The 23,256-nt window shown below is 70.7% G+C and carries 22 protein-coding genes; 20 read left to right on the plus strand and 2 right to left on the minus strand.

Features of this window, described 5'->3' with window-relative positions; translation table 11 throughout:
• The first annotated feature begins 156 nt into the window (after positions 1-156).
• Together DAA40_RS15220 and DAA40_RS15230 are read left to right on the plus strand one after the other, a co-directional pair.
• Positions 157-846 (plus strand): SDR family oxidoreductase, encoded by a 690-nt coding sequence (locus tag DAA40_RS15220; protein ID WP_106850618.1) that lies wholly within the window; start codon positions 157-159, stop codon positions 844-846.
• 280 nt (positions 847-1,126) lie between these two features.
• Entirely contained in the window at positions 1,127-1,672 is a 546-nt protein-coding gene (locus DAA40_RS15230) for an acyl-CoA thioesterase (RefSeq protein ID WP_370430656.1), read from the plus strand.
• Positions 1,673-1,707: 35 nt separating this feature from the next.
• Here the strand turns inward: DAA40_RS15230 and DAA40_RS15235 are convergent, their stop codons facing one another.
• Positions 1,708-2,244: a carboxymuconolactone decarboxylase family protein gene (locus DAA40_RS15235; protein ID WP_106850621.1), complete on the minus strand. Its 537-nt coding sequence runs from the start codon at positions 2,242-2,244 to the stop codon at positions 1,708-1,710.
• Positions 2,241-3,104, minus strand: coding sequence for an SDR family NAD(P)-dependent oxidoreductase (locus DAA40_RS15240; RefSeq protein WP_106850622.1), 864 nt, complete (start codon positions 3,102-3,104; stop codon positions 2,241-2,243). The genes DAA40_RS15235 and DAA40_RS15240 overlap by 4 nt, the downstream gene beginning before the upstream one ends.
• Before the next feature lie 206 nt (positions 3,105-3,310).
• On the opposite strand from DAA40_RS15240, the gene pyrR reads away from it, so the two are divergent.
• The 18 genes from pyrR to ribD all read left to right on the plus strand — a co-directional run bounded on the left by pyrR (position 3,311) and on the right by ribD (position 23,253).
• The gene (gene pyrR, locus DAA40_RS15245; RefSeq protein ID WP_106850623.1) at positions 3,311-3,934 is read left to right on the plus strand and encodes a bifunctional pyr operon transcriptional regulator/uracil phosphoribosyltransferase PyrR; all 624 of its coding nucleotides are present in this window, start codon (positions 3,311-3,313) and stop codon (positions 3,932-3,934) included.
• Positions 3,931-4,863 (plus strand): aspartate carbamoyltransferase catalytic subunit, encoded by a 933-nt coding sequence (locus DAA40_RS15250; RefSeq protein ID WP_106850624.1) that lies wholly within the window; start codon positions 3,931-3,933, stop codon positions 4,861-4,863. The genes pyrR and DAA40_RS15250 overlap by 4 nt, the downstream gene beginning before the upstream one ends.
• Positions 4,860-6,152, plus strand: a complete 1,293-nt coding sequence (locus DAA40_RS15255; RefSeq protein ID WP_106850625.1) for a dihydroorotase — start codon at positions 4,860-4,862, stop codon at positions 6,150-6,152. Before DAA40_RS15250 ends, DAA40_RS15255 begins: the two co-directional genes overlap by 4 nt.
• Positions 6,149-7,297, plus strand: a complete 1,149-nt coding sequence (carA, locus tag DAA40_RS15260) for a glutamine-hydrolyzing carbamoyl-phosphate synthase small subunit (protein ID WP_106850626.1) — start codon at positions 6,149-6,151, stop codon at positions 7,295-7,297. Before DAA40_RS15255 ends, carA begins: the two co-directional genes overlap by 4 nt.
• Positions 7,290-10,604 (plus strand): carbamoyl-phosphate synthase large subunit, encoded by a 3,315-nt coding sequence (gene carB, locus DAA40_RS15265; RefSeq protein ID WP_106850627.1) that lies wholly within the window; start codon positions 7,290-7,292, stop codon positions 10,602-10,604. Before carA ends, carB begins: the two co-directional genes overlap by 8 nt.
• Complete coding sequence (locus DAA40_RS15270) at positions 10,597-11,667, plus strand: quinone-dependent dihydroorotate dehydrogenase (protein WP_106850628.1); 1,071 nt, start codon at positions 10,597-10,599, stop codon at positions 11,665-11,667. The genes carB and DAA40_RS15270 overlap by 8 nt, the downstream gene beginning before the upstream one ends.
• Positions 11,664-12,494, plus strand: a complete 831-nt coding sequence (gene pyrF / locus DAA40_RS15275) for an orotidine-5'-phosphate decarboxylase (protein WP_106850629.1) — start codon at positions 11,664-11,666, stop codon at positions 12,492-12,494. Before DAA40_RS15270 ends, pyrF begins: the two co-directional genes overlap by 4 nt.
• A 253-nt stretch (positions 12,495-12,747) precedes the next feature.
• A complete protein-coding gene (gene mihF / locus DAA40_RS15280; RefSeq protein WP_106850630.1) occupies positions 12,748-13,065 on the plus strand; it encodes an integration host factor, actinobacterial type in 318 nt (105 codons plus the stop codon).
• Between the two features lie 28 nt (positions 13,066-13,093).
• Positions 13,094-13,732 carry a guanylate kinase gene (gene gmk, locus DAA40_RS15285; protein WP_106850631.1) on the plus strand — a complete coding sequence of 213 codons (639 nt, stop codon included), beginning with the start codon at positions 13,094-13,096 and terminating at the stop codon, positions 13,730-13,732.
• Positions 13,733-14,008 (plus strand): DNA-directed RNA polymerase subunit omega, encoded by a 276-nt coding sequence (gene rpoZ / locus DAA40_RS15290; protein WP_106850632.1) that lies wholly within the window; start codon positions 13,733-13,735, stop codon positions 14,006-14,008.
• Positions 14,009-14,021: 13 nt separating this feature from the next.
• Positions 14,022-15,269: a bifunctional phosphopantothenoylcysteine decarboxylase/phosphopantothenate--cysteine ligase CoaBC gene (gene coaBC, locus DAA40_RS15295; protein WP_106850633.1), complete on the plus strand. Its 1,248-nt coding sequence runs from the start codon at positions 14,022-14,024 to the stop codon at positions 15,267-15,269.
• A gap of 37 nt (positions 15,270-15,306) precedes the next feature.
• Complete coding sequence (gene metK, locus DAA40_RS15300) at positions 15,307-16,500, plus strand: methionine adenosyltransferase (RefSeq protein ID WP_106850634.1); 1,194 nt, start codon at positions 15,307-15,309, stop codon at positions 16,498-16,500.
• A 30-nt stretch (positions 16,501-16,530) separates the two neighbouring features.
• Positions 16,531-18,483, plus strand: coding sequence for a primosomal protein N' (locus DAA40_RS15305; protein ID WP_106850635.1), 1,953 nt, complete (start codon positions 16,531-16,533; stop codon positions 18,481-18,483).
• Between the two features lie 74 nt (positions 18,484-18,557).
• Positions 18,558-19,088, plus strand: coding sequence for a peptide deformylase (def, locus tag DAA40_RS15310; RefSeq protein WP_370430657.1), 531 nt, complete (start codon positions 18,558-18,560; stop codon positions 19,086-19,088).
• 2 nt (positions 19,089-19,090) lie between these two features.
• Positions 19,091-20,023 (plus strand): methionyl-tRNA formyltransferase, encoded by a 933-nt coding sequence (gene fmt / locus DAA40_RS15315; RefSeq protein WP_106850637.1) that lies wholly within the window; start codon positions 19,091-19,093, stop codon positions 20,021-20,023.
• Complete coding sequence (locus DAA40_RS15320) at positions 20,020-21,447, plus strand: RsmB/NOP family class I SAM-dependent RNA methyltransferase (RefSeq protein WP_106850638.1); 1,428 nt, start codon at positions 20,020-20,022, stop codon at positions 21,445-21,447. Before fmt ends, DAA40_RS15320 begins: the two co-directional genes overlap by 4 nt.
• 10 nt (positions 21,448-21,457) lie before the next feature.
• Positions 21,458-22,147: a ribulose-phosphate 3-epimerase gene (gene rpe, locus DAA40_RS15325; RefSeq protein WP_106850639.1), complete on the plus strand. Its 690-nt coding sequence runs from the start codon at positions 21,458-21,460 to the stop codon at positions 22,145-22,147.
• Entirely contained in the window at positions 22,144-23,253 is a 1,110-nt protein-coding gene (gene ribD, locus DAA40_RS15330; protein WP_234356422.1) for a bifunctional diaminohydroxyphosphoribosylaminopyrimidine deaminase/5-amino-6-(5-phosphoribosylamino)uracil reductase RibD, read from the plus strand. The genes rpe and ribD overlap by 4 nt, the downstream gene beginning before the upstream one ends.
• Positions 23,254-23,256 lie beyond the last annotated feature (3 nt).

Consider the following 23,256-nt stretch of genomic DNA (forward strand, 5'->3'; position numbering starts at 1 on the left):
ACCCCCCCCCGAACCACGCCGCCGGGGGCAGCCCCGACGCGCTGAACCCTGGGCCGGCATCCTCCGGCATCGAGCAACGACTTGCCGCCATCGGCGTCCTCAGACGGGCCGGGCCATAGCCGCGGGGCCGGTTCGCGCGGCGGATAGGGTCGAGGGATGACTGACCGACCAATCGCGTTGATCACGGGCGGCTCCCGAGGGATCGGCCTCGCTATCGCGCAGCAGCTCAGCCCCACCCACCACCTACTTATCGGCGCGCGCAGCGAGCAGGCGGCTCGAGCGGCGTGCGAGGGGCTTGAGTCGGCGGAGCCGTTCGTCGCCGATCTCCTGGACGAGCAGCAGCTCGCGGACGCCGCCGCGCAGCTGCCCGATCTCGACGTGCTCGTCCACAATGCCGCCCTGATGGACAAGGGGCCAATCGTAGAGACCACCCGTGCCCAGTGGCGATCGATCTTCGAGGCCAACCTGTTCGCAGTAGCCGACCTGACAGCCCGGGCGCTGCCGGGGCTGCGGCGCAAGAAGGGCATGGTCGTGCTCATCAACTCTGGCTCGGGTTTCTTCACGAACCCCGAGAACGGCCTCTACTGCACGACCAAGTTCGCGCTCCGCGCCTTCGCCGACACCCTCCGGGAAGAGGAACGACCGCACGGCGTGCGCGTCAGCTCGGTGCACCCGGGCAAGGTCGACACCGACATGCAGCAACAGATCGTCGAGCACGACGGAGGTACCTACCGTCCCGAGCTGTATCTGGCTCCTGAATCGGTAGCCAAGGCGGTCCGCGCCGTCGTTGATGCCTCGGACGACGCGACGATCGAGGTTGTCTCGGTCCGCCCGGCTCGGAAGTAGCAGCCGATGACCGGGCACCTCTACGAACTGCAGGCCACCGACGACTCCCACGTTTGGCGGCTGCCGATCACCAAGGACCTCTGCGCCGGCCCGTCATCGATGGAGCCCTTCATGTACGGCGGGATGGGCCTGGCTGCGGGGATCGGCGCGATGGAGCGGGTAGTAGGGCGACCGGTGATCTGGTCGTCGGCGCAATACCCTGTCATTCGCAAACCTCGGACACACCCTCGAGCTGACCGTCGAGGTGCCGTCGTTAGGCCGCACAGTCGCGCATGCCCGGGTGACCGGGCGGGTCGATGACGAGGAGATCATCACGGCGGTGGGCTCGTTCGGTGCACGCGACAGCGCAGAAGGCTTCCAGTGGTCGCATCCGACGCGCATGCCACCTCCGCGCGAGTGCGAGGTCGTAGAGATGTGGCCCGCGCAAGGCCCCGACGCCCTGGTCATTCAGCACATGGAAGCGCGCATGCGGCCGGGGGAGTACGCCGCGCGCAGCAACGGCCAGGTCAGCGACTCCGGCCGGATCAGCCTCTGGTTGCGCACGAAGAACGACCTTCCGGTCGACGCCGGAGTGCTGGCGCTGTTCGCCGACTTTGTCCCTTCGGTGATCGCGCTGTCAATGGGACGGCGCGGCGGCGGTAGCAGCCTCGACAACACCTTGCGCGTCGTCCGGCTGGTGCCGACCCGATGGGTGCTGTGCGTGATCGACGCGCACGGCGTCGATCACGGGATGGGCCACGGCGACATCCACCTCTACGCGGAGACCGGTGAGCTGCTCGGCGTCGGCAGCCAGTCCTGTCTCATGCGGTTCTTCACCCCGCAGTAGGCAGCCAACCGCTCGGTCTCCGGTCAGAACCCGTCTCAGGCAGGGACGTCGGGCTCGACCCGCAGGATGTTGAGCACCTTGCCGAGCATCTCGTAGTGGCCGATGAGCATCAGCAGCTCGATCGCCTCGCCCTGGCTCAGGTGCTCGAGCAGTTGGTCCCACGCCGGGTCGTCGACCTCCCCGGTCTGCACCATCTGCCGCGCGGCAGTCAGCATTGCCCGCTCGCGCGGCGTCCATGTGACTGCGTGACGATCCGCCGCGATGGCGTCGAGATCGGCGTCAGTGACTCCGTAGCGCTTGGCCATCGACGCGTGCTGAACCCACTCGTACCGCACCCCCCCGTGATGTGCGGTCGCGAGGATCACGAGCTCGGTCTCACGCCGCGGCAACCGGCCGCCCGGCATCAACCGGCCGGCGAAGTGCAGCCAGCCGAGGAACAGCCTGCGGTGGCGCCCAAGGGTGAGGAAGATCCGAGGCGGGTTGGTGCCGGCGACCTTTCCGGCGGCCTTGGCGAACAGCCAGGCAGCTAACCCGATGTCGCGCCGGTCGCCAGGCTCGATTCGCGCCGTCATCGCGGCACTCGCGACGGCTGTGCGGTGGTGAACTCGGCCGTCTCGTGGCGCGCGGTCTCCAAGGCGCCGGGTAGGTCGGCGTACGACCGCAGGTCGACGACCCGCTGGGCGATGTCTCGCAGCGGCACGATGGGGCGGATCCAGCGCGGCGCGTAGATCCGGCGGGAACGCCGCGCGATACCTCGCTCCAGCGCGTCCACCCCCGAGCTCAGCGAGCTCACCCTGGTGATCGTCTTGCCGCCGGTCAACGAGCGCGCGGCCTCGGTGGCGAAGCCGCGCGTGGTCATGTCGGTGTCCAGCTCCGCGAAGTAGGCAACGCCCGCCTTCGCGCCGGTCGACTTCAGTTCCGCGCGAAGCGTGTTGCCGAGCGCCTCGACGGCTGCTTTCGAGGCGCTGTACGCCCCGAGCAGCGGAAGGTTCACCGCAGCCGCCAACGAGGACACGGCCAGTGCGTACCCACCGGGATGGCTAATGTGCGGGCCTGCGGCGCGCAGGGTGTAGAAGCAGCCCAGGAAGTTCACGCTCATCGTTTGCTCCATCACGCCGGGTTGCCCACCGATGATCGGCAGCTGCTTGGCGATGCCGGCGTTCGCGACGACCACGTCGAGCCCACCGAGCTCCGCGGCCAGCGCGTCCACCGAAGCGCTGATGGCGTCGGAGTCGCTGACGTCCGCCTCCCGCCATGGCGCATCCGCGCAACTCCTGGACGTGGCGGCCAGCAGCTCCGGCTCGAGCCCGGCCAGCGCCACGATCGCTCCACGTTCATGCAGCCGCCGCGCGAGAGCAGAGCCGATGCCGCGCGCCGCTCCGGTGATGAGCACTCGTCGATTCTGAAGGTCGGTCGCTGATGAGATCGCCATGGCCGAACCCTAGGCGCGGTTACCGACCAGTAGCAACCCATGAGCGGATAGGCGCCCTCCTTGGAGACGGTGTCGGACCGGCGACAGCACACCAAGCCCACGGCGCAGGCGAACCCGGTGTCGGCCCCGACCGGCACCGGGGGCTAGGGTAGAGCCCGCAGAGTTCCTTTAAGAGCCGTCCCGTGAGGCGGAGAAGGAGTACGACGATGGGCCACGCCCCAGAGTCGGCGCAGGATGGTGGTGCGCGCAGCGAGCGCGTCATCCTGTCCGCCGACGACATCTCGCGAGTCATCGACCGCATCTCTCATCAGATCCTCGAGAAGACCGACGGCGCCGTCGACACGGTCCTCGTGGGAATTCCGACCCGAGGCGAGCAGCTGGCCGGCCGCGTCCAGTCCCGTATCGCTGCCTTCAGCGACCATCGGCCGCCGGTCGGCGTCCTGGACATCACGCTGTACCGCGACGACCTGCGCACCCGCGGTGTCCGTCCGCTCGAGCGCACTCAGGAGCCCGAGGGCGGCATCGACGACAAGATCGTCGTCCTCGTCGACGACGTCCTCTACTCCGGGCGCACCATCCGCGCCGCGCTCGATGCGTTGCGTGACTGGGGCCGCCCGCGAGCCATCCAGCTCGCCGTGCTCGTCGATCGCGGCCACCGGGAGCTGCCGATCCGCGCCGACTACGTCGGCAAGAACATCCCCACGTCTCGCGACGAGCAGGTCTTCGTGGCGATCGAGCAGTACGACGGGGTCGACGGCGTGGTCATCTCGCACGATCGGCCCACGCGTGAGCAGGTCATCGCGCACCTGAAGGAGGTGCGTGGCAAGTGAAGCAGCATCTGCTGTCGGCGGCGGACCTGACCCGCGACGAAGCGGTGGCCGTCCTCGATACCGCTGAACAGATCGAGGGCTCATTGCAGGGCCGCGAGATCAAGAAGCTCCCGACGCTGCGCGGCCGCACCGTCGTCAACCTGTTCTTCGAGGACTCCACCCGTACCCGCATCTCGTTCGAGCTCGCCGCGAAGCGGCTGTCGGCGGACGTCATCAACTTCTCCGCCAAGGGCTCGAGCGTCTCCAAGGGCGAGAGTCTGAAGGACACCGCCCTGACCCTGCAGGCGATGGGCGCGGACGCCGTCGTGATCCGCCACAGCGCCAGCGGTGCGCCCTGGCAGCTGTCCTCCTGGGTCGACGGAAGCGTCGTCAACGCCGGGGACGGCACCCACGAGCATCCCACCCAGGCCCTGCTGGACGCCTTCACCATGCGCAAGCGCTCCGGGCGAAGCATGGGTGATGACCTCGAAGGGCTCGCAGTGACCGTCGTCGGCGACGTGCTGCACAGCCGCGTGGCCCGCTCCAACGTCCTGCTGCTGAAGACCCTCGGCGCCGACGTCACGCTCGTGGCCCCGCCGACCCTGCTGCCGGTCGGCATCGAGACCTGGCCGTGCGCGTACTCCTACAACCTCGATGAGAGCCTGCCGGACGCCGACGTGGTGATGATGCTGCGAGTTCAGCGCGAGCGCATGAACGCGTCGTACTTCCCCACGGAGCGGGAGTACTCCCGCCGCTACGGCCTGGACGCCGTGCGCGCCGGATCTCTGTCACCACAGGCAATCGTGATGCATCCCGGCCCGATGAACCGCGGTATGGAGATCGCCGCCGAGGTGGCCGACGGGCCCCGCTCGACGATCGTCGAGCAGGTCGCCAACGGCGTCTCGGTCCGCATGGCCGTCCTTTATCTACTTCTCGGAGGTGCCGCATGAGCACGAAGCTGATCAGGCAGGTCCGCCCCCTCGGTGCTGAGCCCGTCGACGTGCTCATCGAGGACGGCGTCATCACCGCCATCGACAAGACCATCGAGACCGACCAGGCAGAGACGATCGACGGCACCGGCCTGATCGGCCTGCCTGGACTGGTCGACCTGCACACGCACCTGCGTGAGCCGGGCCGCGAGGACGCCGAGACCATCGAGACCGGTTCGCGCGCCGCCGCCCTCGGCGGCTTCACCGCAGTGCATGCGATGGCCAACACCGACCCGGTCGCCGACACCGCCGGCGTCGTCGAGCAGGTCTACAACACCGGCCGGCAGGTCGGCCTGGTCGACGTCGTCCCGGTCGGCGCCGTCACGGTCGGGCTCAAGGGCGAGCGGCTCGCCGAGCTCGGCGCCATGGCCGAGTCCGCCGCACGGGTGCGGGTGTTCAGCGACGACGGCATGTGCGTGGGCGACCCGGGCCTCATGCGACGCGCTCTGGAGTACGTCAAGGCGTTCGACGGGGTCATCGCCCAGCACGCCGAGGACTCGCGGTTGACCTCGGGCGCACAGATGAACGAGTCCCAGCTCTCCGGCAAGCTGGGCCTCACCGGCTGGCCGGCGGTCGCCGAGGAGTCGATCATCGCTCGTGACTGCCTGCTGGCCGAGCACGTAGGCTCGCGCGTACACATCTGCCACCTGTCGACGGCCGGTTCGGTGGAGATCGTCCGCTGGGCCAAGTCGCGGGGGATCGACGTCACGGCCGAGGTGACCCCGCACCACCTCCTGCTCACCGAGGACCTCGTTTCGACCTACGACCCGATATACAAGGTCAATCCGCCGCTGCGGCGGGCCGAGGACGTCGACGCGTTGCGCGCCGCGCTGCGAGACGGCACCATCGACATCGTCGCGACCGACCATGCGCCCCACGCCGTGGAGGACAAGGAATGCGAGTGGGCCTACGCCCGGCCGGGCATGCTCGGCCTGGAGCAGGCGCTGTCGATCACGATCCTCACCCTGAGCGATGAGACCGGAGCGGTGGACTGGCCGAGGATCGCGCAGGTGCTCTCCAGCACCCCGGCGCAGATCGGCAGGCTGGAGGACCACGGTCGCGGGTTCGAGGTCGGCGCTCCGGCCAACTTGTGCCTGGTCGACCCGACCGCGTCCGTGGTCGTCGACGCCCACGCGCTGGCCAGCAAGAGCCACAACTCGCCCTACGAGGGACTCGAGCTGCCGGGACGTGTCGTTGCGACCCTGCTGCGCGGCAAGCTGACGGTGCAGGACGGCAAGGCGGTCGGATGAGCAAGCACAGCAAGGATGTCGAAGCCCTTGTCGTGCTGGAGGACGGACGGAGCTTCGAAGGCGAGTCCTTCGGCGCCCCGGGCATCGCCTACGGCGAGGCCGTCTTCAGCACCGGGATGACGGGCTACCAGGAGACGCTCACCGACCCGTCGTACCGGCGTCAGGTCGTCGTCATGACGGCACCGCACATCGGCAACACCGGATGGAACGAGGAGGACGACGAGTCCCGGCAGATCTGGGTCAGCGGGCTGGTGGTCCGCGACCTGTCGCGGGTCGAGTCCAGCTGGCGCGCAACCGGAACTCTCGACGAGGCGCTCAAGCGCCAGGGAATCGTGGCTGTGCAAGGGATCGACACTCGCGCGCTCACCCGGCACCTGCGCGATCGCGGCGCGATGCGGGTCGGCCTGTTCACCGGCGAGGAGGCCCTCCGACCAGTCGAGGAGCTCGTGCGACTCGTAACCCAGCAGCCACGGATGGCCGGAGCGGACCTCGCCGGCGAGGTCACCGTCGACGAGGCCTACGTCGTTCCGGCCGAGGGGGAGCGCCGGTACACCGTGGCTGCGATCGACCTCGGCATCAAAGGAATGACGCCGGAGCAGATGGCGCGCCGCGGAATGGAGGTTCACGTCCTTCCGGCGTCCGCCTCGATCGAAGACGTGCTCGCCGTACGGCCCGATGGCGTGTTCTTCTCGAACGGTCCCGGTGATCCGGCCGCAGCCGACGAGGCGGTCGCGCTGATGAAGGCTGCCCTGGACCGCCGGCTGCCGGTGTTCGGCATCTGCTTCGGGAACCAGATCCTCGGCCGCGCGCTCGGGTTCGGAACCTACAAGCTGAAGTTCGGCCACCGCGGTATCAACATCCCAGTGCGTGACAAGCAGACCGGCCGCATCGAGATCACCGCCCAGAACCACGGCTTCGCCGTGGACGCGCCGATTGAGGGGACCTCGTCGACGCCGTACGGCGAGGTAGAGGTGAGCCATGTCTGCGTCAACGATGACGTCGTCGAAGGTCTGCGCTGTCTGGACCGGCCGGCCTTCAGCGTCCAGTATCACCCCGAGGCGGCCGCCGGGCCGCATGACGCGAGCTACCTCTTCGACCGGTTCGCCAGGCTCATGAACGACGGCAAGGGGGCGCAGAATGCCTAGGCGACAGGACATCCAGCATGTACTGGTCATCGGCTCCGGTCCGATCGTGATCGGGCAGGCGTGCGAGTTCGACTACTCCGGAACGCAGGCGTGCCGCGTGCTGCGCAGCGAGGGCATCCGGGTGAGCCTGGTGAACTCCAACCCGGCCACGATCATGACCGACCCGCAGTTCGCGGATGCGACGTACGTCGAGCCCCTCACCCCGGACTACGTCGAGAAGGTCATCGCCAAGGAGCGCCCCGACGCGATCCTCGCCACCCTCGGCGGCCAGACGGCCCTGAACCTCGCCGTCTCGCTGCACGAGTCCGGCGTGCTGGCCAAGTACGGCGTCGAGCTGATCGGCGCCGACATCGACGCGATCCAGCGCGGCGAGGACCGTCAGAAGTTCAAGGACATCGTCCGCAAGGTCGGTGGGGACGTACCGCGCTCGGCCGTGTGCCACTCCATGGAGGAGGTCGAGCGGACCGTCGCCGAGCTCGGGTTTCCGGTAGTGATCCGGCCGTCGTTCACGATGGGCGGGTCCGGGTCGGGAATGGCGTACGACGACGCGGACCTGCAGCGGATCGCCCGGGCCGGCCTCACCGCGAGCCCGGTGAGTGAGGTCCTGATCGAGGAGAGCGTGATCGGCTGGAAGGAGTACGAGCTCGAGCTGATGCGCGACCGCAACGACAACGTCGTCGTGGTCTGCTCCATCGAGAACCTTGACGCGATGGGCGTGCACACCGGCGACTCCATCACGGTGGCCCCCGCGATGACCCTCACCGACCGAGAGTTCCAGCACATGCGCGATGTGGGCATCGCGGTGCTGCGCGAAGTCGGCGTCGACACCGGCGGCTGCAACATCCAGTTCGCGATCAACCCGCGGGACGGCCGGATGATCGTGATCGAGATGAACCCGCGGGTCTCTCGGTCCTCCGCGCTGGCCTCCAAGGCCACCGGTTTCCCGATCGCCAAGATCGCCGCTCGGCTCGCGATCGGCTACACCCTCGACGAGATCCCGAACGACATCACCGAGAAGACTCCGGCCTCGTTCGAGCCGACGCTCGACTACGTCGTGGTGAAGGTTCCGCGGTTCGCGTTCGAGAAGTTCCCCGGCGCCGACACGACCCTCACCACAACGATGAAGAGCGTGGGCGAGGCGATGGCGGTAGGGCGGTCCTTCCCCGAGGCGCTGCAGAAGGCGCTGCGCTCCATGGAGACCAAGGCCGCCGGGTTCGGGACCGTACCCGATCCGCAGGACGAGCCGGTCGAGGAGTGCCTGGAGAAGCTCCGCACCCCGCACGACGGCCGCATCTACGTGGCCGAGCGCGCCCTGCGTATGGGCGCCACAGTCGCCCAGGTCGCCGAGGCCTCCGGCTTCGACCCCTGGTTCGTGGACCAGATGGCGTGGCTGGTCGAGCTGCGCGAACAGATCGAGGCAGCTCCTGCGCTCACCGAACGGCTGCTGCGGAAGGCGAAGCGGGCCGGCTTCTCCGACCGTCAGATCGCCTCGCTGCGCCCAGAGCTGGCCGGGGAGGACGGCGTCCGCTCGCTGCGCTGGCGGATGGGCATCCGGCCGGTGTACAAGACCATCGACACCTGCGCGGCCGAGTTCGAGGCGCGTACGCCGTACCACTACTCGTCGTACGACGACGAGACCGAGGTCGCGCCGCGCAGTGCGCCCGCGGTCATCATCCTCGGCAGTGGCCCGAACCGGATCGGGCAAGGGATCGAGTTCGACTACTCGTGCGTGCACGCGGCGATGACCTTGCGCGATGCCGGCTTCGAGACAGTCATGGTCAACTGCAACCCCGAGACGGTCTCGACCGACTACGACACCTCCGATCGGCTGTATTTCGAGCCGCTGACCTTCGAGGACGTCCTTGAGGTCATCGAGGCCGAGCGGGCCTGCGGACCGGTGGAGGGCGTGCTGTGCCAGCTCGGCGGGCAGACCCCGCTGGGGCTTGCGCAGCGTCTCAAGGACGCCGGGGTGCCGGTGCTCGGCACCACGCCCGAGGCGATCCACCTGGCCGAGGAGCGCGGAGCGTTCGGACGGGTCCTGCACACTGCCGGCCTACCGGCGCCCAAGCACGGGCTCGCCACGTCGTACGACGAGGCCAAGGAGATCGCCGACGAGATCGGCTATCCGGTGCTGGTGCGACCCTCGTACGTGCTCGGCGGGCGCGGCATGGAGATCGTGTACGACGACGCGACCCTGAGCTCGTACATCGAACGGGCCACCGAGGTCAGCCCCGAGCACCCGGTACTCGTCGACCGATTCCTCGAGGACGCCGTCGAGATCGACGTCGACGCGCTGTACGACGGGACCGAGCTCTACCTGGGCGGCGTCATGGAGCACATCGAGGAGGCCGGGGTGCACTCCGGCGACTCCGCGTGCGCGCTGCCCCCGATCACCCTCGGCACCAGCGAGATCGAGCGGATCCGCGAGTCGACCCGCAAGATCGCGGAGGGCGTCGGCGTGCGCGGCCTGCTGAACGTCCAGTACGCGCTCAAGGACGACGTCCTGTACGTCCTGGAGGCCAACCCTCGCGCCTCGCGAACCGTGCCGTTCGTCTCGAAGGCGACTGCCGTGTCGATGGCGATGGCGGCGGCGCGGATCGCCGTCGGGCAGACGATCGCGCAGCTGCGCGCCGAAGGCCTGCTGCCGGCGTCCGGTGACGGCGGAACGCTGCCGCTGGACTCCCCGATCGCGGTCAAGGAGGCAGTCATGCAGTTCCACCGCTTCCACACGCCGGAGGGGACGATCGTCGATAACGTGCTCGGCCCGGAGATGAAGTCCACGGGTGAGGTGATGGGCATCGACCTGCTGTTCGGCACGGCGTACGCCAAGTCACAGAGTGCGTCGTACGGTCCGCTGCCGACCACCGGGAAGGTGTTCGTCAGCCTGGCCAACCGGGACAAGCGCTCGGCGGTGTTCCCGGTCAAACGGCTCGCCGACCTGGGCTTCGAGGTGCTCGCAACCAGCGGAACCGCCCAGGTGCTCCGGCGCAACGGCGTGCCTGCCCGGGCCGTGCGCAAGCTCAGCGAGGGCGAGGGCAACTGCGTCGAGATGATCCAGGCCGGGGAGATCGACATGGTGATCAACACCCCGGCCGGGTCCGCGGGCACTGTCGGATCGGCGGTACGCGCTGACGGTTACGACATCCGCGCAGCCTCGATAAACGCCGGGATCCCCTGCGTAACGACGATCCCGGGAGCGGCTGCGGCGGTCCAGGGGATCGAGGCGGCGCTCGCGGGAGAGACCACCGTGCGATCGCTGCAGGAGCTGCAGGAGGGCCTGCGCGAGGATGGGCAGAAAGATGGCTAAGCTCTCCGACCGGCTGTTCCGCGGCGTCCGCCCGGCGCTGTTCCGGGTCGGCGGGGGCGATGCCGAGACGGCGCACAAGTGGACTCTCTCGCGGTTGGAGACACTGGACCGGCTCGGCGTCCTGCGGGCGATGACGCGCCGGATCACCCGGCCGGTCGATGATCCGGTCACGCTCTTGGGCGTGCGGTTCGCCAATCGGGTCGGCCTCGCCGCCGGGATGGCCAAGAACGGAGAGGCGCTCCACGCCTGGCCCGCGGTCGGGTTCGGGTTCGCCGAGATCGGCACGGTCACCTGGCACGCCCAGCCCGGGAACGACACCCCTCGGCTGTTCCGGCTCCCGCGTTCCGAGGCGATCATCAACCGGATGGGCTTCAACAACCGGGGCGCGATCGCACTCGCGGCCCGGCTGCGCGAGTACGGGCCGGACGCCGCGGCGCTGCGCACCGGACTCGGGTACCCGCTGGGCATCAGCCTCGGGAAGTCGAAGGTGACGCCGATCGAGGACGCCGTCCAGGACTACGTGAGCTCGATGCGCGAGCTGCGCGGCTTCGCCTCGTACGTCGCGGTGAACGTCTCGAGCCCCAACACGCCCGGCCTGCGCACCCTGCAGGACAAGGGCTTCCTGCAGGAGCTCGTGACCGCCCTGCGGGCGGAGTCCGACGGAGTGCCGCTGCTGGTGAAGATCGCGCCGGATCTCACCCACGGAGCGATCGATGACGTTCTCGACGTGTGCCGTGATCGCGGCGTTTCGGGCATCATCGCCACCAACACCACCATCGAACGCGCCGGCATTTCGTCAGCCGAGCGGTCCCTCGCCGCCGAGGCCGGCGGGCTCTCCGGCGCGCCGCTGACCGTCATGTCCCGGCAGACCGTGCGCTACATCGCTGACCAGGTCGACGGCGAGCTGCCGATCATCGGCGTCGGCGGGATCGGCAGCGCTGCGGATGCGCTCGCGATGCGCGAGGCCGGCGCCGACCTCGTGCAGATCTACTCCGCGCTGATCTTCCGTGGCCCGGCCGTGGTGCACGAGGCCGCGCGAGCCCTGAAGGAGCATCGCGGATGACCGGGTTCGGTGACCGTCTCGCCGCGGCGATGGAGGCGCGTCTGGGCCTGTGCGTGGGCATCGACCCGCACGCCTCGCTGCTGCAGGCCTGGGGATGTGGCGACGACGTCAGCGGGTTGCGCGAGTTCTCGCTACGGGCCGCGGAGGCTCTTGCGCCGCACGTCGCCGCGATCAAGCCGCAGTCGGCGTTCTTCGAGCGGCACGGCTCCCGCGGTGTCCAGGTTCTCGAGGAGACCGTCGCCGCCTGTCGCGCGGCGGGCACGCTGGTCATCATGGACGCCAAGCGTGGCGACATCGGATCGACCGCCGCGGCGTACGCCGAGGCCTATCTCGAGCCGACCAGCCCGCTCTGCTCGGACGCCCTCACCGTCTCGCCGTACCTCGGCTTCGGCTCGATCGAGCCGTTCGTGACCGCGGCCTACGCGCACGGCAGCGGGCTGTTCGTGCTCGCCCGGACCTCCAACCCGGAAGGGGCCGAGGTGCAGTCGGCGACCATCACCGACGGGCGCACCATCTGCCAGGTGATGATCGACCACGTCGCCGAGCGCAACGCGGTCGAGATCGCCCGCGGCGCGCGGCTCGGCAGCCTTGGGGTCGTCGTGGGCGCGACGGTCGCCCCGGGGACGGTCGAGCTGGCGGAGCTGGGCGGTGCGGTACTGGCTCCCGGGCTCGGCGCGCAAGGCGCGACGGTCGCCGACATACGGCGCGTCCTCGGAGCCGCGCCGCTCGTGCTCGCCACCACCAGCAGGGACGTCCTGAGCGCCGGGCCGCAGCCCGCCGCGCTCATCGAGCGGGCTCGTGAGGTCGCCGCCGCGCTCTGCGGCTAGCTCCCCGAATTGCTGGGCCGCTTTCGGTAATCAGGGCCTCGTCGTCGTAACTCCCGCGCGAGGTTGCCAAAACGGCCCTCATGAGGCGTGGCTGGTCATTTATCATTCGCGCAACCGTGATTCGTTTCGGGGGACCAGAGCCCGCTCTTTCGAATCGGTTCGCGGACACCCACCCTTGCCGAGCCGGCCGCACCCCGTATTCGTAGCGGGGCGCGGTACGGCCAATCGACCATCTTCGGAAGGTAGCCTCGCAATGACCCTGCCCCACCTGACTGCCGAGCAACGTGCAGCAGCACTCGACAAGGCGGCCGACGCCCGCCGCCGTCGGGCCGAGCTCAAAGAGTGCCTCAAACGAGGTGAGCTGACGCTCGCCGACGTGCTGGAGCGGGGCAAGGATGACGAGGTCGTGGGCCGCACGCACATGCTGACCGTGCTGGAGAGCCTGCCCGGCATCGGCAAGGTCAAGGCATCCCGGATCATGGACCGCGTAGGCATCGCCCGCAGCCGTAGGGTCCGCGGGCTGGGCGCCAAGCAGCGGGTAGCGTTGGAGGAGGAGCTGGCAGGCCGCTAGCTCGCGACCGACGACCGCACGGAGGCCCATGAGCCAGTCTTCTCCCGGCCGTCTCGTCGTGCTCAGCGGACCCTCGGGGGTCGGCAAGGGCTCGGTAATGGCCCGGCTGCGCCAGCGCGAGATGCCGGTGTGGGTCTCGGTCTCGTGCACCACTCGGGCGCCGCGGCCGGGCGAGCGGGACGGCGAGCACTACTTCTTCATCGACGAGGCGGAGTTCGTGCGCCGCGTCGAGGCCGGCGAGATGCTCGAGCACGCCCAGTTCGCCGGACGCCGCTACGGGACCCCACGCGCTGCGGTACAGCAGCACCTGGACGCGGGAGAGTCGGTGCTCCTCGAGATCGAGCTCGACGGGGCCCGCCAAGTCAAGGCCAGCATGCCGGAGGCGTTCATGGTCTTCCTCGCGCCGCCGTCCCGCGACGAGCTGGTGCGCCGGCTGACCGGCCGGGGGACCGAGACGCCCGAGCAGATCGCGGCGCGGCTGGCGCAGGCCGAGGTAGAGCTGGCCGCCGAGCGCGAGTTCGACGAGGTCATCGTCACCGCCGACCTCGGCGGGGCCGTCGGCAGGTTGCTAGACTTGATCACGGGCCCACGGCCCGGGGCGGGCGAGCGCGCCCCCCGCGAGCCTGACCTGAACGGGGCCGCACCTGAAAACTCTCCCCAGCGATGAATGGACGAGTACGTGTCCGGAACCTCTCCCGCCCCTGAAGGCATCACCAACCCGCCGATCGATGAGCTGCTCACGCGCGCGTCATCGAAGTACGGGCTGGTGATCTACGCGGCCAAGCGTGCTCGCCAGATCAACGCCTACTACGGCCAGCTCGCCGAGGGCCTGCTCGAGCACGTCGGCCCGCTGGTCGAGACCGGCGTGCAGGAGAAGCCGCTGTCGATCGCGCTGCGGGAGATCAACGAAGGTCTGCTGACCGCCGAGTCCACCGACTCCTGAACCGGCTCGACCCGTGCCGCCGAGCCCTGCTCCCCGCGTCGTCCTCGGCGTCTCCGGGGGCATCGCCGCCTACAAGTCCTGCGAGCTGCTGCGTGCCCTGACCGAGTCCGGTCACCACGTCGATGTCATCCCGACCGAGGCCGCGCTGCGCTTCGTGGGGGCCGCCACCTTCGAGGCGCTCAGCGGGAATCCCGTCACGACCGGGGTGTTCAGCGACATCCCCTCGGTACGGCACGTCCGTCTCGGCCAGCAGGCCGACCTGATCGTGATCGCGCCGGCCACCGCCGACCTGATCGCCCGCATGGCAGCTGGCCGCGCCGACGACCTGCTCACGTCCACGCTGCTGGCCACCCTCGCGCCGGTCGCGATCGCGCCGGCGATGCACACCGAGATGTGGCAGCATCCCGCCACCCAGGCCAACATCGCCACGCTGCGCTCGCGCGGCGTCACCGTGATCGGGCCGGCGTCCGGGCGGCTGACCGGCAAGGACACCGGCCCGGGCCGGATGGCCGAGCCGGCTGAGATCGCCCAGCTGGCCCGGGTGCTGCTTGAACGCCGTGACGCGCTGCCGCACGACCTCGCCGGCACCCGAGTGCTGGTCACCGCCGGGGGCACCCGCGAACCGCTGGATCCCGTGCGCTTCCTCACCAACCGGTCCTCCGGCAAGCAGGGATACGCCCTCGTGCAGGTTGCGGCGGCCCGTGGCGCCGCGGTCACGCTGATCTCCGCGAACGCGGCCTTGCCCACCCCGGCGGGCGTCGACCTCGTGCGCGTCGAGACCGCTCTCGAGCTGCAGGAAGCCACCGTCGCCGCCGCTGCCGACCATGACGTCGTGGTGATGGCCGCCGCCGTCTCGGACTTCCGGCCCACCGAGCGCAGTAGCTCGAAGATCAAGAAGACCGCTGCTGAGCCTGAGCGCATCGCGCTGGCGAAGAACCCTGACATCCTCGCTGGACTGGTCGCCGAGCGAGAGGCCGGGCGGCTCCCGGCCGGGCTGCGGATCGTCGGGTTCGCGGCCGAGACCGGTGACGAGCGGTACACCGTGGAGGAGTACGGAAAGCAGAAGCTGGGCCGCAAGCGTTGCGACTACCTGGTCGTCAACGATGTCGGCGAGGGCGGCGCCTTCGAGTCCGACACCAATGCCGGGCTGATCATCGGTCGCGACGGGCGCACGACCGAGATCCCGCGGGGCAGCAAGCAGCTCGTCGCGGCGCAGATCTTGGACGTGGTCACCGCATCCGCCGGCTCGCCGTCCGCCTAGACTGTCGCTTGACCACCTACCGAGGAGTAGCCACACGATGTCCCGCCGCCTGTTCACCTCTGAGTCCGTCACCGAGGGACACCCCGACAAGATCGCCGACGCGATCAGTGACGCGATTCTCGACGAGCTGCTCACGCAGGACCCGGGCGCGCGGGTCGCGGTGGAGACCCTCATCATGACCGGCCAGGTACACATCGCCGGCGAGGTCCGCACCACCGCGTACGCCGACATCCCGGGCCTGGTGCGCAAGACGATTCTCGACATCGGCTACGACTCCTCCAGCAAGGGATTCGACGGCGCGTCGTGCGGCGTGTCGGTGTCGATCGGGGAGCAGTCCTCCGACATCGCCGCGGGCGTGGACGTCGCCCATGAGTCGCGCGTCGAGGGCAACGAGGACGCGATCTCGGCGCAGGGCGCCGGCGATCAGGGACTGATGTTCGGGTTCGCCTGTGACGAGACGCCGGAGCTGATGCCGCTGCCGATCTCGATGGCGCACCGGCTCTCACGCCGGCTCACCGAGGTGCGCAAGGACGGCACGCTGCCGTATCTGCGGCCCGACGGGAAGACGCAGGTCACCATCGAGTATGTCGACGGCCGGCCCGAGCGGGTGGATACCGTCGTGCTCTCCACGCAGCACGCGGAGGGGATCAGCCTAGAGGGCATGCTGGCCCCCGACATCCGCGAGCACGTCATCGACCACGTCCTGGCCTCGTACGACCTCGACTCGACCGACGTCCGGGTGCTGATCAACCCCACCGGCAACTTCGTGATCGGCGGTCCGATGGGCGATGCCGGGCTGACCGGCCGCAAGATCATCGTCGACACCTACGGCGGGTATGCCCGCCACGGCGGCGGCGCCTTCTCTGGCAAGGACCCGTCGAAGGTCGACCGCTCCGCGACCTATGCCACCCGGTGGGTCGCCAAGAACATCGTCGCGGCCGGGCTCGCCGCCAAGTGCGAGGTCCAGGTGGCATATGCGATCGGCCGCGCTGAGCCGGTGGGCATGTACATCGATACCTTCGGCACCGAGACCACCCCGGTCGAGCGGATCGAGAAGGCGGCGGCCGAGGTATTCGACCTGCGTCCGCTTGCCATCATCCGCGACCTCGACCTGCTGCGGCCGATCTATCGGGCGACCACTGCCTACGGCCACTTCGGCCGCGAGGACGGCGACTTCCCGTGGGAGCGCACCGACCGAGCCGCCGAGCTCGCGCGGATCGCGACCCAGTAGGAGCGCGTCACGCCCGGCCAGCAGACCCTGATGCCACCGGTGCGCCCGGACGACGGGCCGCTGGTGGCATCGGTGTATCCCGACGTGCCGCTGCCGCACCTGGATCGCCGCTTCGACTACGTCGTGCCGGACGAGCTCGCCGACCAGGTTGCCGTCGGGTCCCGCGTGCGGGTGCGTTTTGCCGGCAAGCTGGTCGACGCGTACGTCGTCGGCCTGAGCAGCGATACCGAGCGCGAGGGCCGGCTCTCGCGCGTGCAGCGCGTGGTCGGGCCGCTGCCCGTGCTGACCGACGAGACGTTGCCGCTCATGCGCGCCGTCGCCGACCGCTGGGCCGGCGGCTTCTGCGACGTGGTCCGGCTGGCCGTGCCCCCGCGCAACGCGCGCACCGAGAAGTCCGCCACCCAGCCGGTGCTCGACTACGCCGCGCCGTCCGACACCGGCTGGGGTGCGTACGGTGACGGGTTCCTGAGCGCGCTGCGCGAAGGGCGCCGGGCGCGGGCCGTGTGGACGGCGATGCCCGGCGAGGATTGGCCGCTGCGGCTGGCCGAGGCCGCCGCCACGACGGCGGCTGGGGGACGCGGGGCGGTGATTGTCGTCCCCGACGTGAAGGACGCCGCGCGCGTCGAGGACGCCTTGCGGATTCTGGTCGGAAAGGACGGCTTCGCCCCGCTGAACGCGGGGCTGGGGCCGTCGGCACGCTACCGTCGCTTCCTGCGCTGCCTGCGCGGCGAGGTGCGGATCGCGGTCGGAACCCGGTCTGCGGTCTACGCCCCCGTGCGCGACCTGGGGCTGGTCGCCATCTGGGACGACGGCGACGATCTGTACGACGAGCCGCGTGCGCCGTACGCGCACGCCCGCGACGTCGCGGTGCTGCGCGCCCACCTCAGTGGCGCCAGCGTGCTGATCGGCGGTTTCACGCAGTCGGTCGCCAGCGCCGCGCTGCTCGAACGGGGGTGGGCGGCCGCGCTGCGCCCCGACCGGGACAGCGCGCGGTCCCGGATGCCGCGCATCGTGGCCTCGGGAGACGACATCTTCCTTCGCTCGGACGCCGCCACGCACAGTGCCCGGATGCCGAAGGTCGCGATGGACGCGGCCCGGGCGGCGATCGACGCGGGGAACCCGGTGCTCGTACAGGTCCCGCGGCGCGGCTATCTGCCGGTGCTCGCGTGCGTGCGGTGCGGCACCCCGGCCCGCTGCGCGCAGTGCCGGGGGCCACTCGCGCTCCGCTCGGGCCGCGACCCGTTGGCCGCCTGCCGGTGGTGCGGCACGATCGCGGCCGGCTGGCGGTGCCCCGAGTGCGATGCCGACCGGTTCCGGGCCGCGGTGGTGGGCGCCGGGCGTACCGCGGAGGAGATCGGGCGGATGCTGCCCGGCACCGCGGTGGTGCAGTCCGCCGGAGACCATGTCATCTCCCGCATCGAGCCCGGCAAGCGGGTCGTGATCGCCACGCCCGGCGCCGAGCCGGTCGTCGACGGGGGGTATGGCGCCGTCCTGCTGCTGGATGGCTGGGCGCTGCTCACCCGCTCCGAGCTGCTCGCGGGCGAGGAGGCGCTGCGCCGATGGATGAACGCAGCAGCGCTGGCCCGGGCCGGCGCGGACGGCGGCCGGGTGGTCGGGATGGCGCCCGCCGCCGTGCCGGTCGTGCAGGCGCTGGTGCGCTGGGATGCGCCGTGGTACGCCGAGCGCGAGCTGGCCGACAGACATGAGCTGCGCTTCCCGCCGACGGTTCGGATGGCCGCCCTGGTGGGTGATCCGGCAGCGGTGGATGAGGCAACACGGTCGCCGGAGCTGCCACCGACCACCGACGTCCTGGGCCCGGTGACCGACTACGTCGACGAGACCGCTGAGCGGCTGCTGCTGCGCGTCCCGACCACGGACGGGGACGCTCTCGCGCAGGCCCTGCACGCCTTGCGCAGCCACCGCTCCCTGCACAAGGCGCGCGACCGGCTGCACATCAAGCTCGACCCGCAGCGGCTGCTCTAGCCGCAGCAGTGGCCGGCCACCGACCGGCGGCCGACCGGGGGATCGCCTAGAATGCCCTGGGGTCCGTAACCCCCATTCGCCTGTTCGGCGACCCCGTCCTGCGCACCCCGTGCGAGCCGGTGACCGACTTCGATCGCGAGCTGGCCAGGCTCGTCGACGACCTCACCGACACGATGCTCGCGGCCAACGGCGCCGGACTTGCCGCGCCGCAGATCGGCGTCGGGGCGCGGGTGTTCACCTATCACGTGGACGACCAGGTCGGGCACCTCGTGAACCCCGTCGTGGAGTATGTCTCCGACGAGGAGCAGACCGATGACGAGGGCTGCCTGTCGATCCCGGGCCTGGCCTTCCCGTGCACGCGGCCCCTCCGGGCGCGTGCGGCCGGCTTCGACATGCACGGTGAGCCGCTGGTCATCGAGGGCGAACGACTGCTCGCGAGGGCGGTGCTGCACGAGATCGACCACCTGGACGGCGTCCTGTTCGTCGACCGGCTCGACCCGGCGACGCGCAAGGCGGCGATGCGCGCGATTCGCGAGGCCGAGTGGGCCGGGACGCCACGCCCGGTGATCAAGGTCAGCCCGCACCCCTCGCCGTTCGGGATCTGACGATGCGCATCCTGTTCGCGGGCACGCCGCACGCCGCCGTCCCCTCACTGGAGGCACTGCACGCCTCCGAGCACGAGATTGTCGCGGTGCTGACGCGCCCGGACACGCGATCCGGTCGTGGCCGGAGCATGAGCCGCAGCGAGGTCGGCCAGCGGGCCGACGAGCTGGCCATCCCGCTGCTGCAGCCCCGGTCGCTGCGCGATGCCGAGGCGCGCGAGGCGATCGCCGCGCTCGATCCGGACCTTGCGGTGATCGTGGCCTACGGTGGTCTCGTTCCGGCGCCGGTGCTGCAGCTGCCGCGGCACGGTTGGGTGAACCTGCACTTCTCCCTGCTGCCGCGCTGGCGGGGGGCGGCGCCGGTGCAGCACGCGATCGCCGCCGGCGACGCGCAGATCGGCGCGTGCACCTTCCGGCTTGAAGAGGGCCTGGACACCGGTCCGGTCTATCGACGGATCTCGATGGGCATGCCCGAGCGGGCGACCGCCGGCGATCTGCTTGAGACCCTGGCCGTAGACGGCGCGCACCTGCTGGCGCAGACCGTCGAAGACATCGCTGCCGGCACCGCCCGGCCGGAGGCTCAGCCAGCGGACGGCATCACGCTCGCGCCGAAGATCAGCGTCGATGACGTTCACGTGCGCTTCAGCAGGCCGGCGCCCGTCGTCGACCGGCTGATCCGCTCGGCAACCCCCGCGCCCGGCGCCTGGTGCCTGATCGCCGGGCAGCGCGTCAAGCTCGGTCCCGTCCTGCCACTGCACGAGAGCCTGCCTGCAGGCGAGCTGGTAGTGACCAAGCGCGAGGTCGTCATCGGCTGCGAGCTCGGCGCCGTCCGGCTCGGTCAGGTCCAGCCCCAGGGCAAGAAGGCGATGCCCGCGGCAGACTTCGCCCGCGGTGCCCGGTTGACCAGCGGCATGCTCGTCGACGAGGCGTCGTTGTGAGCGGTGCGCCCCGCAGCGGCGCGCCCCGCAGCGGCGCGTCCCGCGGAGGCGGGCGCCGCGGAGGGCCGCGTGGCCGCAGGCTCGCCGTGGGCGCCGCCCCCCGCAGGGTGGCCTACGAGGTCGTGCGGGCGGTCTCCGGCCGCGACGCCTACGCCAACCTCGTGCTGCCCGACCGGATTCGGCAGGCCGGTCTCGACGCGCGCGACGCGGCGCTCGCGACCGAGCTGACCTACGGCACCCTGCGGGCGGCCGGACTGTTGGACGCCGTGATCGACGTCGTCTCCAGCCGGCCGGTGGACCAGCTGGACGACGACGTCCGCGACGCGGTCCGGCTGGGGGCCTACCAGCTGCTGCGGACCCGGATCGCACCGCACGCCGCCGTCTCGGCGACCGTCGGCGCCACCCATGGCGTGCTGTCGCAGGGCCAGGCCGGGTTCGTCAACGCGCTGCTGCGCAAGATTGGCTATCGCACCGAGGAGGAATGGGTCGGGCGGGTCGCGCCGGATGCCGACACCGATCCGATCGGCAACCTGGCTATGAAGCACGCCCACCCGCGATGGATCGCCGCCGCCTTCAACGATGCCCTCGGCGGGGACCGCGACGAGCTCGCTGCCGCGCTCGCCGCCGACGACGAGCGGCCCGCGGGGCACCTCGCCGCCCGGCCCGGCCGGGTCACCCGCGACGAGCTGGCCGCAGCGAGCGGCGGAACCCTGGGCCGCTACTCGCCGTACGCGGTGCACCTGGACTCCGGCGATCCGGCCGAGATCGCCTACGTGCGGTCCGGCTCGGCCGCGGTGCAGGACGAAGGCAGTCAGCTGGCCGCGCTCGCGCTCATCGAGACACCGATCGAGGGGGCCGACTCGCGCTGGGTCGACCTGTGTGCCGGGCCCGGCGGGAAGGCCGGGCTGCTGGCTGCGGTCGCGGCCGGACGGGGCGCCCGGCTGCTGGCGTGTGAGCCTGCCCCACATCGCGCCGCTCTCGTCGCGAGCACCCTGCGCGGTCTGCCCGCCCAGGCGGTGATCAGCGACGGCCGCCGGGCTCCGCTCGCCGACTCGTCGGTCGACCGAGTTCTCGTCGACGCGCCGTGCTCCGGGCTCGGTGCGCTGCGTCGCCGTCCGGAGTCGCGCTGGCGCCGCCAGCCCTCCGACATCCCGGCGCTCACCATGCTGCAGCGCGAGCTGCTGACCTCGGCGTTGCGCGTGGTCCGCGCCGGAGGCGTGGTCGCGTATGTCACCTGCAGCCCGCACGTCGCCGAGACCCGCGCGGTGGTGCGGGCCGTGGTCGACGAGCGGATGCACGAGCTGGTCGACGTCCGCCCGGTCCTGGGCGAGCTGCCTGACCTCGGCGAGGGCCCATGGGTGCAGTTGTGGCCCCATCGGCACGGCACCGACGCGATGTTCATCAGCCTGATTCGGAAGAGATAGAAGGTAATCGATGCAGTATGACGCGGCGTACACCGGCACCGGGCGGCCGATGATCGCGCCGAGCATCCTGTCGGCCGACTTCGCCCGCCTGGCCGACGAGGCAGCCCGGGTGGCGGGCAGTGACTGGCTGCATGTCGACGTGATGGACGCGCACTTCGTGCCCAACCTGACCCTCGGTCCGCCGGTCGTGAAGAGCCTGCGCGCGGTGACCGAGATCCCACTGGACTGCCACCTGATGATCGAGGACCCGGACCGGTGGGCGCCCGGGTATGCCGAGCTCGGAGCCCACAACGTCACCTTCCATGTCGAGGCCGCCGCCGACCCGGTGCAGACCGCGCGGGCGATCCGGTCGGCGGGCGCCAAGGCCGGTCTCGCGCTCAAGCCCGGCACCGCGCTCGAGGGCTACCTCGACGTGCTGCGTGAGTTCGACACGCTCCTGATCATGACCGTCGAGCCCGGGTTCGGCGGCCAGGCGTTCATCGAGCAGATGCTGCCGAAGATCGCAGCCGCACGGGCCGCCGTGGACTCCGGGCACCTGCGCCTGCTGCTCGAGGTGGACGGCGGGATCAACGCCGACACCATCGAACGGGCCGCCGCGGCCGGCGCCGACTGCTTCGTCGCCGGCAGCGCGGTGTACGGCGCGGACGACCCGGCCGAGGCCGTGCGACGGCTGCGCGAGCAGGCGGCCTCCGTCTCGTGAGCCGCCACGAGGAGGCGATGCGCGAGGCAGCTGCCCTCGCCGAGCTGGCCGCGGGGCTCTCGAGCCCCAACCCGCCGGTGGGCGCGGTCGTTGTCCGCGACGGACAGATCGTCGGGCGCGGGCACACCCAACCCGCCGGCCAGGCGCACGCCGAGGTCATGGCGCTGCGGGACGCCGGAGACCTCGCTCGTGGGTCGACCGTCGTGTGCACCCTGGAGCCGTGCGCGCACACCGGGCGCACCGGGCCGTGTGCAGACGCCCTGATCTCGGCCGGGGTCGCGGAGGTCGCGTACGCCGTCGCCGACCCGACCGACGAAGCCAGCGGCGGCCATCACCGTCTCGTGCAGGCCGGCGTCCGCGTCGACGGGGGAGTGCTGCGCGAGGAGGTCGCGACGGGGGTGCTGCGCGCCTGGTTGCACAGCCGCTCGACGGGGCGTCCGTACGTGATCTGGAAGGTCGGCCAGAGCCTCGACGGCCAGGTGGCCGCGGAGGATGGCAGCAGCCAGTGGATCACCGGCCCGGACTCGCGGGCCGCCGTGCACCGGCTGCGCGAGCAGGTCGATGCGATCGTGGTCGGCGCCGGCACCGTGCGCGCCGACGACCCGCGCCTGACCGCCCGTGACGCCGGCGGCCGGCAGCGCGAACGCCAGCCGCTACGAGTCGTGCTGTCGAGCACCGGCCGGCTGCCGGCCGAATCCCACGTCCTGGACGGTAGCCTCCCCACTCTCGTCGCGCTGGGCCCGGGCACCGACCTCGGGTCTGTCGAACGGATCACCGCAAAAGGCGCGCAGGCCTGGATCTCACCCGGCCACCCCCACGAGGGCATCGACCTCGACGTGCTGTTGCAGCAGCTCCACGAGCGGGGGCTGCTCAGCGTCCTCGTCGAAGGCGGCCCCACAGTGGCGGGGTCGTTCGCCGCTGCCGGGCTGATCGACGAGGTGCAGGCCTACCTCGCGCCCAAGCTCCTGGTGAGCGGGATGTGGCCTGCGTTACGGGGATACGGTGTAAGGAGCATCGGCGATGCGATAGACCTGGAGATCAGCGGCGTCCGGCGCATCGGCACCGACGTCCTCGTCACCGCCGTACGGCGCGCAGGAGGAAAGTAGGAG

Origin of the sequence: Blastococcus sp. Marseille-P5729, from assembly GCF_900292035.1 — a bacterium.
Lineage (GTDB): Bacteria > Actinomycetota > Actinomycetes > Mycobacteriales > Antricoccaceae > Cumulibacter.

Excerpts from the sequence above, each read along its gene's own strand:
- DAA40_RS15220 (WP_106850618.1), top strand. The coding sequence starts at position 157 with ATGACTGACCGACCAATCGCGTTGATCACGGGCGGCTCCCGAGGGATC.
- DAA40_RS15235 (WP_106850621.1), bottom strand. The coding sequence starts at position 2,244 with ATGACGGCGCGAATCGAGCCTGGCGACCGGCGCGACATCGGGTTAGCT.
- DAA40_RS15240 (WP_106850622.1), bottom strand. The coding sequence starts at position 3,104 with ATGGCGATCTCATCAGCGACCGACCTTCAGAATCGACGAGTGCTCATC.
- pyrR (WP_106850623.1), top strand. The coding sequence starts at position 3,311 with ATGGGCCACGCCCCAGAGTCGGCGCAGGATGGTGGTGCGCGCAGCGAG.
- DAA40_RS15255 (WP_106850625.1), top strand. The coding sequence starts at position 4,860 with ATGAGCACGAAGCTGATCAGGCAGGTCCGCCCCCTCGGTGCTGAGCCC.
- carA (WP_106850626.1), top strand. The coding sequence starts at position 6,149 with ATGAGCAAGCACAGCAAGGATGTCGAAGCCCTTGTCGTGCTGGAGGAC.
- carB (WP_106850627.1), top strand. The coding sequence starts at position 7,290 with ATGCCTAGGCGACAGGACATCCAGCATGTACTGGTCATCGGCTCCGGT.
- DAA40_RS15270 (WP_106850628.1), top strand. The coding sequence starts at position 10,597 with ATGGCTAAGCTCTCCGACCGGCTGTTCCGCGGCGTCCGCCCGGCGCTG.
- pyrF (WP_106850629.1), top strand. The coding sequence starts at position 11,664 with ATGACCGGGTTCGGTGACCGTCTCGCCGCGGCGATGGAGGCGCGTCTG.
- mihF (WP_106850630.1), top strand. The coding sequence starts at position 12,748 with ATGACCCTGCCCCACCTGACTGCCGAGCAACGTGCAGCAGCACTCGAC.
- gmk (WP_106850631.1), top strand. The coding sequence starts at position 13,094 with ATGAGCCAGTCTTCTCCCGGCCGTCTCGTCGTGCTCAGCGGACCCTCG.
- rpoZ (WP_106850632.1), top strand. The coding sequence starts at position 13,733 with ATGGACGAGTACGTGTCCGGAACCTCTCCCGCCCCTGAAGGCATCACC.
- metK (WP_106850634.1), top strand. The coding sequence starts at position 15,307 with ATGTCCCGCCGCCTGTTCACCTCTGAGTCCGTCACCGAGGGACACCCC.
- DAA40_RS15305 (WP_106850635.1), top strand. The coding sequence starts at position 16,531 with ATGCCACCGGTGCGCCCGGACGACGGGCCGCTGGTGGCATCGGTGTAT.
- fmt (WP_106850637.1), top strand. The coding sequence starts at position 19,091 with ATGCGCATCCTGTTCGCGGGCACGCCGCACGCCGCCGTCCCCTCACTG.
- rpe (WP_106850639.1), top strand. The coding sequence starts at position 21,458 with ATGCAGTATGACGCGGCGTACACCGGCACCGGGCGGCCGATGATCGCG.